The organism is Mycobacterium sp. 3-98, assembly GCF_035918355.1.
GTDB lineage: Bacteria > Actinomycetota > Actinomycetes > Mycobacteriales > Mycobacteriaceae > Mycobacterium > Mycobacterium intracellulare.
Genome location: NZ_CP142360.1, coordinates 4957406 through 4970818, shown reverse-complemented (window position 1 = coordinate 4970818; position 13413 = coordinate 4957406). Strand labels below are relative to the sequence as shown.

The following is a 13413-nucleotide window of genomic DNA, read 5'->3' as shown; positions in this document are numbered from 1 at the left end:
CGGGCAAGTACGATGCCGGAAAAAGGGAGGGCACATGGGATTCCTGGACAAGGCCAAGGATCTGTTGTGGCAGAACGCCGACAAGGTCGAGACGGCCATCGACAAGGCAGGCGAGTTCGTCGACGAAAAGACGCAGGGCAAATACTCCGACACCATTCACCAGGTGCAGGAGCAGGCGAAGAAGGCGGCCGGCGCCGCGGACACGGGCGACCAGCAGAACTGAGCCATGGCCAAGCTTTCCGGATCCATCGATGTCCCGCTGCCGCCCGAGGTGGCCTGGCAGCACGCCTCCGACCTGTCCCGGTACAAGGATTGGCTGACCATCCACCGGGTGTGGCGCAGCGCATTGCCCGACGAGATCGAGAAGGGCTCGGTCGTCGAGTCGATTGTCGAGGTCAAGGGCATGCCCAACCGGATCAAATGGACGGTCGTGCGCTACAAGCCACCCGAGGGCATGACGCTCAACGGCGACGGAGTCGGCGGGGTCAAGGTCAAGCTGATGGCCAAGATCCAGCCCAAAGGGGACGGCTCCCTCGTCAGTTTCGACGTGCACCTCGGTGGCCCCGCACTGTTCGGCCCCATCGGCATGATCGTCGCCGCCGCACTGCGCGGCGATATCGACCAGTCGCTGGAGAACTTCGTGACGGTGTTCACCCGGCCCGATCCGAGCAGCAACGGGCATCGCTGATCGCCCGCCGATGAGTTTTCGCCTCGGGCGCGGTCGATAGTGTGAACCCCCTTTCTTCCGGGGACACATCATCAGGAGGTCACCATGCCTATTCGTGACAGCGCCCCGCTGGGCGCCCCATGCTGGATCGATCTGACCACGTCCGACGTCGCCCGCGCCCAGGATTTCTACGGCACGGTCTTCGGCTGGACGTTCGAATCCGCCGGGCCCGAGTACGGCGGATATGTCAACGCAGCCAAGGGCGGCCACCCCGTCGCCGGGATCATGGCCAACCGGGCCGGGGCCGAGGCGCCGGACCGCTGGGTTACCTATTTCCACACCGCCGACATCCAGACCACGCTGGCCGCGGTGACCGGGGCGGGCGGTTCGGTCTGCATGGCGATGGAGGTGCCCGCCAAGGGCCATATGGGCCTGGCGACCGACCCCGCCGGCGCGACGTTCGGTTTGTGGCAGCCGCTGCAGCACCGCGGTTTCGAGATCATCGGAGCGGCCGGCGCCCCCGTCTGGCATCAGCTGACCACCCGCGACTACGGTGCGGCCCTCGACTTCTACCGCGACGTCCTCGGCTGGCGTACCGAATCCGAGTCCGATACCGACGAATTCCGCTACACCACAGCGTGGTTCGGCGACGAGCAATTGCTCGGCGTGATGGACGGCGCCTCGCTGCTACCCGAGGCCGTCCCGTCGAACTGGGTGACCTTCTTCGGCGCCGAGGACGTCGACAAGACCCTGCGAGTGATCGTCGACAACGGCGGCGCTGTGGTGCGCGACGCCGAGGACACCCCGTATGGACGGCTGGCCGCCGCGACCGATCCGACGGGCGCCCCGTTCAACCTGTCATCGCTGCAGGCCTAGCCGACGAGCGCCGCCACGCTAGGACGACGCTCGGTGCCGCGGACCGGCGGCGGAGTCGGTTAACCTCGCTACCATGACTCGCCGACTGCGCCCCGGTTGGCTGGTGGCGTTTTTCGCCGTGGTGGTTTCGGCCAGCGCGTGGCTGCCGTGGCTGAGGACGGCGGTCAACGGCGGGGGCTGGGCCAACGCCATCGGAGGCGCCCACGGCAACTTGGAACTGCCCCCGGGGTTCGGCGCCGGCCAGCTCATCGTGCTGCTGGCCTCGACCCTGCTGGTGGCCGGCGCAATGATGGGCCGAGGATTGTCGGTGAAGCTCGCTTCGGTTGCGGCGCTGCTGATTTCGCTGTTGATCGTGGCGCTGACGGTGTGGTACTACAAGCTCAACGTCAACCCGCCGGTGTCGGCCGAATACGGCCTCTACGTCGGTGCGGGCGGCGCGGTGTGCGCCGCAGCGTGCTCGATCGTGGCGGTGATCTCGGCGTTGGCCTCGGGACGGCCGCGGCGCTGAGCCCTCACGCCGACGGGAACTCGTGCTTCCCCGAAGCGGCGCTGGTGTCGGGCTCGTTGACGCCGAACACGAAGGGCGCGAATACGATCTCGCGCCCGTCGGGATCCCGATAGGTGATCGCGCCCGTGGCCGCCCAGTACGGGTGCTGGTCGACGGGTTCGACGCCCGCGTCGTGCAGGCGCGCGAGTGCGGCTCGTTGTGCTTGGGGGTTCGGAAAATAAAGACAGAGCTGTTCATGGGGGTCCACCGCGACGTCGTCGGCGGCCTGCACGATCTCCATGGTGAGGTTCCAGCTGGGGAGCCCGAAGATCGCGCCGTTGCTGCCGTAGCTGTCCTCGAACGTCTCGTAGAGCGGCAGGCCGACGAGGTCGCGGTAGAACCGCACCGTTTCCGCGAAGTGCGAGGAGCGGCGCGCGAAGCGGATGCCGCCGATGGGGGCCAACTGCGGCGGCCAGTGCGTCGTGCGGTGGTGCTTGTGCTGGTCGGTGCTCATCACAGTCCGATCGCGTCCGCGGCGGACTCGGCGGTGTCCCAGCGGCGCAGCTCGGAGCCGGGCGCCCAGGTCGAGTGGGTGCCGCTGGAAATCCGTTCCGGCAGTGGGAGTTTGCACACCGGCCCGTCGCCGGGGCGGGTGGCGTCGAACACGAGGCAATACGAGGCGTCGGTATTCATATCGGTGGTGAGCGTGATCAGGTAGCCGTCGTCTTCGCCGGTGCCGCCGACGCGCGGTGCCATCGCGGTCTCGCTGCCGTAGACGCCGTCCCCGAACGAGAACCGCTCCTCGGTTCCGGTGCGCAGGTCGTGTTTGACCAGGCCGTCGAACAGGAACCAACCCGGCTTGCCCGTGGCCGCATAGACGTAGCGGTAGTCGGCGGCCGCGTAGCCGGGGTTGATGGTGCCGAACTCGGTGACGGATTCGAAGAGCCGCTCTTCGCGCACCTCGCCGGTGACCAGGTTGAAACGCCACCGGTGCAGGCGTGCCTGCAGGCGATCCAGGGCTAAGAAGCGGAACAGTTTGTCCCACTTGGTTCCACCGGTATCGAGCGGGGACGGGTCGCCTTCGAAGAAGCCGTCGAGCACGATCTCGTCGCCATCCTCGTAGGCGTTGGTGAAGTGCAGCACGAACGTGGGGTCGGCCTCGAACCAGCGAATGTCCTCGGTCCCGCCGCGGCGCGGGATCACCGCGAACCGCGACGGGATGTCGGGGTGGAAGCGCGGCAGGTGCACGTCGTGCTCGAGCAGCTGAGGATCCCAGAACAACGGGAAATCGTTGAGAATGGCGTAGTTTTCGGTGAACGCCATGTCGTGGGGGAGGCGCGGACCGGGCAGCGGGATGTCGACGTAGTGAGTCAGTTCGTTGCGCTCGTCGACGACACCGTAATGCATGTACGGGTCTTGCTTGCTGTAGTTGAAGAACAGCAGTTCACCGGTTGCGTTGTCTACCTTGGGGTGTGCGGACACGCCCCACGCGGTCGGGAAGCGCCCGTTCCAGGACTCCTTGCCGAGCGTGTCACCCGAATACGGGTCGATTCGGTACAGGTCGCCGCACTGGTAGAAACTGCTCAGCGCGACGCCGCGATGCACGATGACGTCGGTGCTCGACGCGTCCTTCATCCGCGTTCGCGCGCCCCAGCCTTGCGGGCCCTGCGCCAGTTGCACGGGCTCGGCCAGCCCCGGCCACAGCGGCCCGCCGGCCTCGTTCTCGGCCAGGAATCCGTCGGTGCGGATAAAACGGTTGCGGTAGAAGGCCTTTCCGTCGCGGAAGCCGACCACGTGCAGCATGCCGTCGCCGTCGAAGGGGTGATAGGTCTTGAACGCGGGGTGCAGCGGGTTCTCGGTGTTGCGCAGATAGACGCCGTCCAGGTCGCCCGGGATCTCACCCTCGACCGCGGCCAGGTCGTCGGCGTCCCACTCGGTGGTCTGGGGACGCCACGGGCCCGTCCGGTAGGGGTGGTCGTCGTCCTCGGGAAGGGTGGACAGGAACTTGCCGACGATCGCTATATCTTTTGGCAAGTCCATCTCAACCGCCTTTGCTGACAACGAAACTCACGGTGGTGGCGGTGCTGCCGCCGAAATTGAGGGTCCCGAAGGTTTGCGCACCGTCGACCTGATAGTCGCCGGCGGCGCCGCTGACCTGCTTGGCCGCGTCGAGCAGCATCCGCACCCCGGAGGCGCCCACCGGATGCCCGCCACCGATCAACCCGCCGCTGGGATTGATCGGCAGCCTCCCCCCGATCTCGATCTCGCCGTTTTCGATCGCCTTCCATGACTCGCCCGGGCCGGTCAACCCGATGTGGTCGATGGCCAAGTACTCGCTGGGAGTGAAGCAGTCGTGCACCTCGAACCCGTCGATGTCGTCGAGGCCGCGCCCCGCCCGGCGCAGCGCGTCGAGCACCGCCGCCCGCACATGCGGCAACACGTAGAGATCGTCGCCGGCACGGTCCAGTTTCTGCTGCAGCCCCAGCCCGACGGTGCGATGACCCCAGCCCTCGATCCGGCCGATCGGGCGCGCGTCGGGGTGGTTGCGCAGGTAGGCGTCGTTGACGAGCACCAATCCCGCGCCGCCGTCGGTCATTTGGCTGCAGTCGAAGCGTCGCAGCCGGCCCTCGGTGATCGGGTTGGCGTCGTCGTCGTCGGTGATGGGATCGGCGACGGTCCACCCGCGGGTCTGGGCGTTGGGGTTGCGGCGGGCGTTGGCGAAGTTGAGCTGGGCGATGGCCCGCAGGTGCGCGTCGTCCAGTCCGTACCGGCGGTCGTACTCGTCGGCCACCCGGGCGAACATGGACGGCCACAGGTAGCGCGCGTCGGCCCCCTCGTGACCGGTCCATGCCGCGGCCCCCAGATGCTGCGCGGCGGTGTCGCCCGGGACCGTTTTCTCGAGCTCGATGCCCACTACCAGCGCGGTGTCGTAGGCGCCCGACCGCAGATCGGCCATCGCCGCCAGCGCCGCCACGCTGCCGGAAGCGCAGGCGGCTTCGTGGCGCGACGCCGGGGTGTCCCAGAGGCCGTCGCAGACCGTGGCGGGCATCGCCCCGAGGTGGCCCTGCCGGGCGAACATCTCGCCGAAGGCGTTGCCGACGTGCACCACTTCGATGCCGGCCGCGTCCAGCTTGGCCGTTGCCAGCGTCGCGTCGACGACCTCGGCGGTCAGCGCGGCGAAGTCGTGGCCTTCCCTGGTGAGGTTGCGAGCAAAATCGCTTTGGTAACCGCCGAGAATCCACACACCGGAGGAGCGATCCATACGCCGACGGTACTCCCGGGCGGGGCGGTTGTTGAGGGCCTATCGGCGGGCCGGCGCGGGTCCCTGGGCGGTCCAAAGAGGGCGGCCCCGTCGGCTCTCGGGCTGAACCGACGGGACCTAGGCGGGCGCGAAGGCCGGCCGACGCACTCGCCTACTGTTGGATCATTGCCCCCCAGCGGTGCCGACAAACATGCGGCCTCAATCTATTTGACGTCTCGTTGATGCCGGGCCGCCGACGGCGCCGGGTCCGGTTAACGTCGATTCACCTTTTCCGGGTGCGCGCGGGGCACTCGGGCAGGCGGTCGGCCGGAAGTCTGAGCTGCGGCGATGTGGTGGGGTTGCGCCGTCGTGCGGCCAGTCCCACCGCGAAGCGGCCACCCCGCATCGTGGCGTCGCGCGAGGCTGCGGTGTAAGCCGATATGCGCACCCGTCGGCCGTTCGTTTTGCGGCCGTCCCAGCAAAGTAGCCGCGACGTCCACCCCCGGCCGGCGACGACCCCGCGGGGGCAGGCGGCCACTTGTGAGGACGCGACCGGCTCTTGGCGACCGGGTGGAAGGCCCGGGGCGGGCTCACCCCCCGGGGCGGGTCGGTCTGCGGTCCATCGTGACATCTTCCGGGTCGATACCTGACCCAGCCAGTGGCAGCGTTGGCAAAATCAGAAACGCCGATTAGCAGCTTACATATTGCTTCCAGCTAATGCCACGCGAGGGAAGTCGGGGCGGCGACTGCCGCGTTGCGACACGGTCACGGATGCATACCTATCGGTTCATCGTTGGTCACATATGCCCCGCAGATCACTATCGTCACATGAGCCAACTACGGACGTCAGCGCGGTGTCCTACCCCTCGAAAGGTGTTACATGTCGGCGATTCTTCGAAGTGTGTCGCTATCGATGGCGTCGGCGGCCGCTGTCGGATTCGTCCTCGTGGTGGGGCCCGCGCCTACCGCCCACGCCACGCCATGCGGTGCCCCCGAGGCAAACGTCGACCCTCCCGCCGCGCAGCCGGCGATGCCCGCGCCTCAGCCGGTCGTGCAGCCGCCGACCGGGCGCAGGCCCAGTCACACGAATGACCAGGCGCCGCTGCCGAGGCTGGGTCCGCTGATCTCCTCGTTGCTCAAGCCGGCGACGCCGGGGCAGCGCTACTCCGCGCCGGTCCATCCGCGAGCCGAGGGGCCGACGCCGGGACCCGGACCCTCCGCGCCGCTGCAACAGCAAGCCGAGGTCCTGCCTCCGGCTCCCAACCCGCCCGCGGTCCCGCAACTGCCGAACGCCAACCCGCTACGGCCGAACGCCGCCCCGGTGCCGCAGCCGCAACCCGAGCCGGGCCCGCCGCCTCCGTCGATCGCGGGCGCTCCGACGTCCCTCGTCGACTGGGTCACCGGGCCGGACGGCCCCAACAAAACGCTGCAACGGTTCGGCATCTCCGGCACCGACCTCGGGATTGCCTGGGACAACGGCGATCCCGTCAACCGCCAGGTGCTGATGGCCTTCGGTGACACCTTCGGCTACTGCAAGGTGCACGGCCAGCAGTGGCGCTACAACACCCTGTTCCGCAGCAACGATCGCGATCTGTCCAAGGGAATCCACATCGCCGACGGCGTGCCGAACGACAAGTATTCCGGCTCGCCGGTGTGGGCGCCCGGGCTCTCCAAACAGGTCGTCAACACCATCCACAAGGCCGCGCACGAGACGGGAATCATTCCGACCGGGGCGATGTCGATGGGCAGAACCCAGTACATGAGCTACATGTCCATCCGCCAGTGGGGCCGTGACGGCGAATGGACAACGAACTATTCGGCGATCGCGCGGTCCAACGACAACGGCCAGAACTGGGGGATCTTCCCCACCACGATCCGCACGGCGTCCGCGGATGCCATTCCGGGAGCCGGGTTTACGCCTGGAAACGAGAACTTCCAGATGGGCGCGTTCTTGAAGGGCAAGGACGGCTACATCTACCAGTTCGGGACGCCGTCGGGTCGCGGCGGCGCGGCCTTCCTCTCGCGGGTTCCACCGAACCAATTGCCGGACCTGACCAAGTACCAATACTGGAACGGCGACGAGGGCGGTCGTTGGGTCCCGAACAATCCGGGTGCGGCGACGCCGATCTTCCCGGCGCCGGTGGGCGAAATGTCGGCCCAGTACAACAGTTACCTCAAGCAATACCTGGTCCTCTACACCGACGGCGGCAGCAACGACGTCATCGCACGGACCGCGCCGGCGCCGCAGGGGCCGTGGAGTCCCCCGCAACCGCTGGTGTCCTCGTTCCAGATGCCCGGCGGCATCTATGCGCCGATGATCCATCCCTGGTCGTCGGGACGGGACCTGTACTTCAACCTGTCGCTGTGGTCGGCGTACGACGTGATGCTGATGCACACCGTGTTGCCGTAGGAAACGTCGCCGTCGAAGATACGATGGTCTGGTGAGAGGAGGGCGATGATGATCGCCTTGGAGTATCACGACAACTGTTGCGGTCTTGCTGATCCGCTCACTCCTCTCGCCGCGGCCGCGTTACCCGACGACGTGCCTGTCTCATCGGCGGGCGAACTGCGGGAGAGCGGTGACGGCGCGGACGATCACACGGTGTTCGATGGGCACCGCCCGGATTATTGGACCGTGGGCAGGCCGGGGCTCCGAGACATCGAGGTGTGCATCGAGAGCGCCCGCGCGGACGGCGCCATCAGTCTGGGCCTGGTGGTCAACGGTTTGGATTGCAGCGGGCTCCCGATTGACCAGGCGCTTTCGCTCGCAGACGCCCGGGGGGATGCGGGCGTCTGCGGCGTTAGCTGCCGGGGAGGCGGACACCTCAAGGCCAGTTAGTCAGCGGCTGAGGGAATTTCGCGGGGCGAGGTCACGCGGTATCAGCTACGGAGGCAGCGGAATCCACCGCTTGCCATCCGTTGTCCATCCGCACGGCAGGTAGTTCCAGTGCGCCGGCGGATTGGGATCGAAACTCAGGCACTTCGGTGCGTAGAACGAAGGGGCGGGAGGAGGCGGTGGCGGCTGGTCCTCAGCGTGTGCGATCGCCCCGCTGAGCATTAAAGCCCCAACGGCCATCTGTGTGGCGACTAGCTTCCGCATCGCAGGCCCGGCAAGTGCTATGCCCCAACGAAGCGACGGTCGCTACGTTTCTTCCCTTACGCGCACGGTATCGATGGTAGTCCGCATTCCTGCGCTTTGTGGGACTTGATTGCATTTGCTCTGGGCTTTTCGGGGTGCCGCTCTGGTGGGGGTCGTGAGCGGGTTTGCGCAGGTGCGGACGCGCGCCGACCTGCCGGTATGGCGTGAACGCAAACTGGACACGGCCTGACCGGAATAAGTACGATCGTGGTCTGTCATTTATCTGATATGCAAGCAGGAGCACCGCGATGAGATATGTCGATGAGGGTTCGCCGTCATCGACGGCGGTGAGCGCTTGTCCAATCGCCCCGCGCAGTTTTACCCCCTTGGCCGGCCGCCCGCTCGGGCGGATGCGGCTGTGCCTCGCCTCGGTCGCCCGTGAGCAAACACGCCAAGACAGCTGGCGCGCAATTGAAATCATCGCCAATACGCACAACCGCCGCGTCGAGTCCTATCTGCAGCGTCGGCGGCACCGCCCGTGGCGCAACCGGGGTTCCTAGCCTTCGGCTTTGACCGTCATGTCGACGACGGTTGGCGTCGCTTCGTCACGCCGATGATGCGCACACCGGTGTCCAGCTAGCAAGTTCACACCGCGGCAACGTATCTGGTCGCGGCATCGGTACTAGGCATGTCAGCTCTGCCGTGGGATGCATGTTCCCGTCGTTGAATCAGCCTGCGCTACAACGCTAACGGGACATCGCCGGGGCCGCAGCGGATAACCGCTCTCACGATCCGGCCGAGTCGCGCGTCTATAGGGCGCGGTTACAGAAGTTCATCAAATCATTCAGGCGATGCAGCGGTCGACTCACGTCGCCCTCGGGCGTCCCGCAACGAGTTATGAGGTATAGCAATGGATTTCGGAGTGATGCCGCCGGAGGTCAACTCCGGTCGAATGTACTCTGGCCCCGGGGCGGGGCCGATGCTGGCCGCCGCCGCGGCCTGGGACGGACTCGCAGCCCAGTTGCACGCCGCCGCAGCGTCTTACGAGTCGGTGATCTCGAACCTGACCGCCGGGTGGCGCGGTCCTTCATCGAGCATAATGGCCGCCGCGGCGGCGCCGTATGCGGCATGGATGAGTGCGACCGCCGCCCAGGCCGAGCAGACCGCCAGCCAGGCGAGGGCGGCGGTGGTCGCGTACGAGGCGGCGTTCCTCGCGACGGTGCCGCCACCGGTCATCGCGGCCAATCGGGCGCAGTTGATGGCGCTGATCGCGACCAATTTTCTGGGTCAGAACACCCCGGCGATCATGGCCACCGAGGCCCAGTACGCCGAGATGTGGGCCCAGGATGCCGCGGCGATGTACGGCTACGCCGGTGCCTCGGCGGCCGCCGCGCAGGTGACGCCATTCGCCCCGCCGCCGCGTAGCACCAATCCGGCCGGGACCGCGGGACAGGCCGCCGCCGTCGCGCAGGCCACCGGCGGCTCGGTCGCGACGAACACGGAATCGGCTCTCCCGCAACTGATGTCGGCCGTGCCGCAATCGTTGCAGACCCTGACAACGCCTGCCGCCGCCGCCGATCCACCATCGCTGCTGTCAGCATTCGACTCGGCGCTCACGGGCCCGTTGGGTCCGGTGTCATTGTTCGGCATCGGGGGCAGCCCGTATCTGCTGGGCGTCGAAAACTACCTGGTGCCCCAAAACGTGGCGAATGTGAACAGTGCCCGGCAAAGGCTGGACCGGGACCGGTCGGCGCTGGGGCGGTTGGGCGGTGAGGCCAATTCGGGGACGCAAATGGTGAGCTCGCCGAGAGCCGCTGGAACCGGAATGTCGCCGGGCATCGGTCGTGCCGGCGTCGTCGGGCGCTTGTCGGTGCCGCCGGGATGGGCGGCGGCCGCCCCGGAGATCCGGCCGGTCGCCACGGTGATTCCACAAACCGCTTTTGCCGGCGCTCCTTCGGCCCTCGCGGCCGAAGGAGAGGGATCGCTGTTCTCCAGCATGGCCGCGTCGGGTCTGGTCGGGCGCGCCATGGCCGCCACCGGCGGTGGCTCCGCGCGGGCATCGGGCATCGGCGCCGGTTTCGGGCGCGCCGCGACCACGGCCACGATCATCGTCATCAACGCAGACGACCCGCAGGAATAGCACGCACTATTTATCGCGAAGAACAAGGAGTAACAATGGATTTCGGAGCATTTCCGCCGGAGATCAACTCTGGTCGAATGTACGCCGGTGAAGGCGCAGGCTCAATGTTGGCCGCGGCGTCGGCATGGGATGGGTTGGCCGCCCAACTGCACTCTGCGGCGACGTCGTATGAGTCGGTGATCTCGAACTTGACCAGCGGTTGGCAGGGGCCGTCCTCGCTGACCATGGCCGGTGCGGCCGCGCCGTATGCGGCGTGGATGAGCACGACCGCCGCTCAGGCCGAACAGGCCGCCTCGCGAGCCAGAGCGGCCGCGGCGGCGTACGAGGCCGCGTTCACCGCGACGGTGCCCCCGGTGGCGATCGCGGAGAACCGCGGCCGGCTGGCGTCGCTGGTGGCGACGAACCTTCTCGGGCAGAACACCGCCGCGATCGCGGCCACCGAGGCGGAGTACGCACAGATGTGGGCGCAAGACGCCGCCGCGATGTACGGCTACGCCGGATCTTCGGCGATCGCTGCGCAATTGGAGCCCTTCAACGCGCCACCGCAAACCACGAACCCAGCGGGAGGAGCCGGCCAATCAGGCGCGGTCGCCCAAGCCGCCGGTACGGCGCCTGCCAACGCGCAGTCGGCCTTGTCGCAGCTGATGTCGTCGACCCCCCGAACGCTGCAAAGCTTCGCGTCGCCTTCCGCATTGCCGGCGGCCGATCCGTCGTCATTGGCGACATGGTTGAACAACTTGAATTCCACGCCGTTGGCGAAGATCGCCGCGAACATCGAGTTCGTCACCAAAGGCATCCGCCCGGTCAACGACACGTTGCTGAGCCTCAGTTTGGGCCTGGTGGCAACGGCACGGACGTGGGGTGACACCGCCGTCGAACTCGAAGGGCCGCTGTTCGCTTCGCTGGGTTCGAGCACCCCGGCCGTAGGAGCCGTTGGCGCGTCTGCGGTGACCGCAGGTCTCGGCAATGCGGGTCTGGCGGGGGCGTTGTCAGTACCGCCGAGCTGGGCCGTGGCCAGTCCCGCGGTCAAGCTGGCCGCCACCGTGTTGGAGTACACCAGCGCGGGTGCCACGCCGGCGGTCGCGGCCGGCGCCGGTGCCCTCGGTCAGATGGGCTTGGCGGGCCTGGCCGGTGGAGCGCTGGGTGGTGCGGTGCCCCGCGCGGTCGCCGCAAGCCCCACCCGGGGATTGGGCCGCCGCTCGTCGGACAACGACGACAAGACCCCGGACAAACTGAAGACGGTCCTGGCGGAACTGCAGGAGGCGCCGGAGTCTGTTCAGCACTGGCACACCGACAAGGCGCACCTGGAAAGCCTTTTGGATCAGCTGTCGAAGAAGCCGGGTGTCCACGCGGTGCACTTGTCCTCGGCCGACAAGTCCAAGGTCACACCGCCACGGGCAACGTGGGGCTAGTGAGAAGGGGCCTAACTCACCACCGGCTTATCCCGTTGAAGCATTTGCGCGTTGTTGATTGGCCAACGCAGCAAGGCCTAAGCCAAGAAACAGCGCTGCGCCACCCCCGGTAACGATTGCGCCGGCTGGCGGCAAGGTCTGGCGTTGGACGCCGCGGAGTGCTGCAACGATGTCCAGTGCGTCGGTGAGCAGCCCCAGTTGCAACGCCCGGGTGCGCAGCTGCTGTGACGGGTCCGTGACCGCGAGCGCCAGCGTCAGTTCGCGAGACCCGAACAACTGAGTAATGAATGGCTGCTGTCTCGCGGAAGCGAGCCCAAACAGACGCGCCGCCCTCGCCGGTACAGCCCATGCGGCGACACCGGTGGCGAATCGCAGTGCGGCGAATGTGGGGATGAGGGCGCTGTTCGGTGCAGTGGTCATAAGACCATCCTCGTCCTCAACTCCCTCATCTAGGGAGTGTCAAGGATCAGCCGAAGTAGCTGTCAAGCATCAGCCGAAACACCGTCAAGCATCCCGAAAGCGAAACGACACGCATCAACCGACGTCATACAACAAAAGTGCCCCCGGCAGGATTCGAACCTGCGACACCGGCTTTAGGAGAGCCGTGCTCTATCCCCTGAGCTACGAGGGCGGACGGCCTGAGCTTACCGGGCTGGATCAAAACCCGAGGGCCACGGCGTCAGCGCAGTTCGGCGATCACCTTCGAGAAGTTCTCGATGTTGTTGTCCTGCACGGTGAAGGATGAGACACCGTACTTGTCGCGGTACGCGATCAACGTGTCGGCGATTTCGCGGGGGGAACCGCTGAGCACCGAGGGCTGGGACAGGATCTCCTCATCGGACAGGTCCGGCGCGTAGCTGCGGGTCAGCTTCAGGTCCGGCTCGGTCTCGCCGACCCGCGGCATCGCCGTGATCGCCAGATTCAGCTCCAGGGCGTCGAAGCGATCCCCCGCGGCGTTGCGGACGAAATCGACACGTTCGGCGAACGGGTCCTCGACCGCGCGCACCTTGGAGCCGGTCAGGCCGATGATGTCGGCGTTGCGGGCGGCGATGGTCAGCACCCGGTCGCCGTTGCCGGCGATGATGAGCGGCGTCGACGGGTGGTGTTCCTTCAGGTACTTCGTCATGTGTTCGAGGTAGTCGACGCGGGCACCGGCGCTGGGATAGGGGATTTCGGCGGCTTCGAACTCTTCGCGGACGTAGCCGGTGCCCAGCCCGATCTCGAGGCGGCCGTCGCTGAGCAGATCGAGGGCCTGCATGTCCCGGCTGAGCAGGGCCGGCTTGTAGAAGGCGGAGTTGAGCACATACATGCTCAGCTTCAGCGTGGTGGTGACCATCGCGACCGCGGTCAGCGTCGGGAAGGGCGCCGCCGCGCCCAAATGGTCCGGCACACAAAGAATGTCGAAACCGGCGTCTTCAGCCCGCTTGGCCTTGTCGAGCAGCGCCTCGCGGGACTTGAAGAACCGCATGCTCATTCCGAAGCGAAAATCCTTGGCCACCAACAACCTCCGT

Annotated in this window: 14 protein-coding genes and 1 tRNA gene; 8 read left to right on the top strand and 7 right to left on the bottom strand. The window is 67.0% G+C overall.

The annotated features are described in order from the left end of the window. Positions 1–34 precede the first annotated feature (34 nt). The 4 genes from QGN30_RS23195 to QGN30_RS23180 all read left to right on the top strand — a co-directional run bounded on the left by QGN30_RS23195 (position 35) and on the right by QGN30_RS23180 (position 2051). Complete coding sequence (locus QGN30_RS23195) at positions 35–223, top strand: antitoxin (RefSeq protein WP_008253910.1); 189 nt, start codon at positions 35–37, stop codon at positions 221–223. 3 nt (positions 224–226) lie between these two features. Beyond that, positions 227–688 (top strand): type II toxin-antitoxin system Rv0910 family toxin, encoded by a 462-nt coding sequence (locus QGN30_RS23190; protein WP_008253911.1) that lies wholly within the window; start codon positions 227–229, stop codon positions 686–688. Positions 689–772: 84 nt separating this feature from the next. Beyond that, positions 773–1543: a VOC family protein gene (locus QGN30_RS23185; protein ID WP_008253913.1), complete on the top strand. Its 771-nt coding sequence runs from the start codon at positions 773–775 to the stop codon at positions 1541–1543. A 73-nt stretch (positions 1544–1616) separates the two neighbouring features. Continuing rightward, positions 1617–2051, top strand: coding sequence for a hypothetical protein (locus QGN30_RS23180; protein WP_008253914.1), 435 nt, complete (start codon positions 1617–1619; stop codon positions 2049–2051). 4 nt (positions 2052–2055) lie between these two features. On the opposite strand, the gene QGN30_RS23175 is transcribed toward QGN30_RS23180, so the two are convergent. The 3 genes from QGN30_RS23175 to QGN30_RS23165 are packed head-to-tail and all read right to left on the bottom strand — an operon-like array spanning position 2056 to position 5292. Next, entirely contained in the window at positions 2056–2544 is a 489-nt protein-coding gene (locus QGN30_RS23175) for a VOC family protein (protein ID WP_008253915.1), read from the bottom strand. Then, positions 2544–4070: a carotenoid oxygenase family protein gene (locus QGN30_RS23170; protein ID WP_014381862.1), complete on the bottom strand. Its 1527-nt coding sequence runs from the start codon at positions 4068–4070 to the stop codon at positions 2544–2546. The genes QGN30_RS23175 and QGN30_RS23170 overlap by 1 nt, the downstream gene beginning before the upstream one ends. A gap of 1 nt (position 4071) precedes the next feature. Next, on the bottom strand, positions 4072–5292 hold the full coding sequence (locus QGN30_RS23165; RefSeq protein ID WP_009957327.1) for an acetyl-CoA acetyltransferase: 1221 nt from the start codon (positions 5290–5292) through the stop codon (positions 4072–4074). 859 nt (positions 5293–6151) lie between these two features. Between QGN30_RS23165 and QGN30_RS23160 the strand changes: the two genes are divergently transcribed. Beyond that, the gene (locus QGN30_RS23160; RefSeq protein WP_014381863.1) at positions 6152–7681 is read left to right on the top strand and encodes a DUF4185 domain-containing protein; all 1530 of its coding nucleotides are present in this window, start codon (positions 6152–6154) and stop codon (positions 7679–7681) included. A 48-nt stretch (positions 7682–7729) separates the two neighbouring features. Continuing rightward, on the top strand, positions 7730–8110 hold the full coding sequence (locus QGN30_RS23155; protein WP_026071406.1) for a hypothetical protein: 381 nt from the start codon (positions 7730–7732) through the stop codon (positions 8108–8110). 45 nt (positions 8111–8155) lie between these two features. On the opposite strand, the gene QGN30_RS23150 is transcribed toward QGN30_RS23155, so the two are convergent. After that, positions 8156–8371: a hypothetical protein gene (locus QGN30_RS23150; protein ID WP_080587915.1), complete on the bottom strand. Its 216-nt coding sequence runs from the start codon at positions 8369–8371 to the stop codon at positions 8156–8158. 889 nt (positions 8372–9260) lie between these two features. Here QGN30_RS23150 and QGN30_RS23145 point away from each other — a divergent pair. Then, positions 9261–10490 carry a PPE family protein gene (locus QGN30_RS23145; protein ID WP_198347157.1) on the top strand — a complete coding sequence of 410 codons (1230 nt, stop codon included), beginning with the start codon at positions 9261–9263 and terminating at the stop codon, positions 10488–10490. Positions 10491–10525: 35 nt separating this feature from the next. Continuing rightward, on the top strand, positions 10526–11902 hold the full coding sequence (locus QGN30_RS23140; protein ID WP_038535118.1) for a PPE family protein: 1377 nt from the start codon (positions 10526–10528) through the stop codon (positions 11900–11902). A gap of 27 nt (positions 11903–11929) precedes the next feature. On the opposite strand, the gene QGN30_RS23135 is transcribed toward QGN30_RS23140, so the two are convergent. The 3 genes from QGN30_RS23135 to QGN30_RS23125 all read right to left on the bottom strand — a co-directional run bounded on the left by QGN30_RS23135 (position 11930) and on the right by QGN30_RS23125 (position 13406). Beyond that, positions 11930–12322 carry a hypothetical protein gene (locus tag QGN30_RS23135; protein ID WP_080749690.1) on the bottom strand — a complete coding sequence of 131 codons (393 nt, stop codon included), beginning with the start codon at positions 12320–12322 and terminating at the stop codon, positions 11930–11932. 138 nt (positions 12323–12460) lie between these two features. Continuing rightward, a tRNA-Arg gene (locus tag QGN30_RS23130) sits at positions 12461–12533 on the bottom strand. Positions 12534–12581: 48 nt separating this feature from the next. Then, the gene (locus QGN30_RS23125; protein ID WP_038535120.1) at positions 12582–13406 is read right to left on the bottom strand and encodes an LLM class F420-dependent oxidoreductase; all 825 of its coding nucleotides are present in this window, start codon (positions 13404–13406) and stop codon (positions 12582–12584) included. Between the last annotated feature and the right edge of the window lie 7 nt (positions 13407–13413).

Excerpts from the sequence above, each read along its gene's own strand:
- QGN30_RS23195 (WP_008253910.1), top strand. The coding sequence starts at position 35 with ATGGGATTCCTGGACAAGGCCAAGGATCTGTTGTGGCAGAACGCCGAC.
- QGN30_RS23190 (WP_008253911.1), top strand. The coding sequence starts at position 227 with ATGGCCAAGCTTTCCGGATCCATCGATGTCCCGCTGCCGCCCGAGGTG.
- QGN30_RS23185 (WP_008253913.1), top strand. The coding sequence starts at position 773 with ATGCCTATTCGTGACAGCGCCCCGCTGGGCGCCCCATGCTGGATCGAT.
- QGN30_RS23180 (WP_008253914.1), top strand. The coding sequence starts at position 1,617 with ATGACTCGCCGACTGCGCCCCGGTTGGCTGGTGGCGTTTTTCGCCGTG.
- QGN30_RS23175 (WP_008253915.1), bottom strand. The coding sequence starts at position 2,544 with ATGAGCACCGACCAGCACAAGCACCACCGCACGACGCACTGGCCGCCG.
- QGN30_RS23170 (WP_014381862.1), bottom strand. The coding sequence starts at position 4,070 with ATGGACTTGCCAAAAGATATAGCGATCGTCGGCAAGTTCCTGTCCACC.
- QGN30_RS23165 (WP_009957327.1), bottom strand. The coding sequence starts at position 5,292 with ATGGATCGCTCCTCCGGTGTGTGGATTCTCGGCGGTTACCAAAGCGAT.
- QGN30_RS23160 (WP_014381863.1), top strand. The coding sequence starts at position 6,152 with ATGTCGGCGATTCTTCGAAGTGTGTCGCTATCGATGGCGTCGGCGGCC.
- QGN30_RS23155 (WP_026071406.1), top strand. The coding sequence starts at position 7,730 with ATGATCGCCTTGGAGTATCACGACAACTGTTGCGGTCTTGCTGATCCG.
- QGN30_RS23150 (WP_080587915.1), bottom strand. The coding sequence starts at position 8,371 with ATGCGGAAGCTAGTCGCCACACAGATGGCCGTTGGGGCTTTAATGCTC.
- QGN30_RS23145 (WP_198347157.1), top strand. The coding sequence starts at position 9,261 with ATGGATTTCGGAGTGATGCCGCCGGAGGTCAACTCCGGTCGAATGTAC.
- QGN30_RS23140 (WP_038535118.1), top strand. The coding sequence starts at position 10,526 with ATGGATTTCGGAGCATTTCCGCCGGAGATCAACTCTGGTCGAATGTAC.
- QGN30_RS23135 (WP_080749690.1), bottom strand. The coding sequence starts at position 12,322 with ATGACCACTGCACCGAACAGCGCCCTCATCCCCACATTCGCCGCACTG.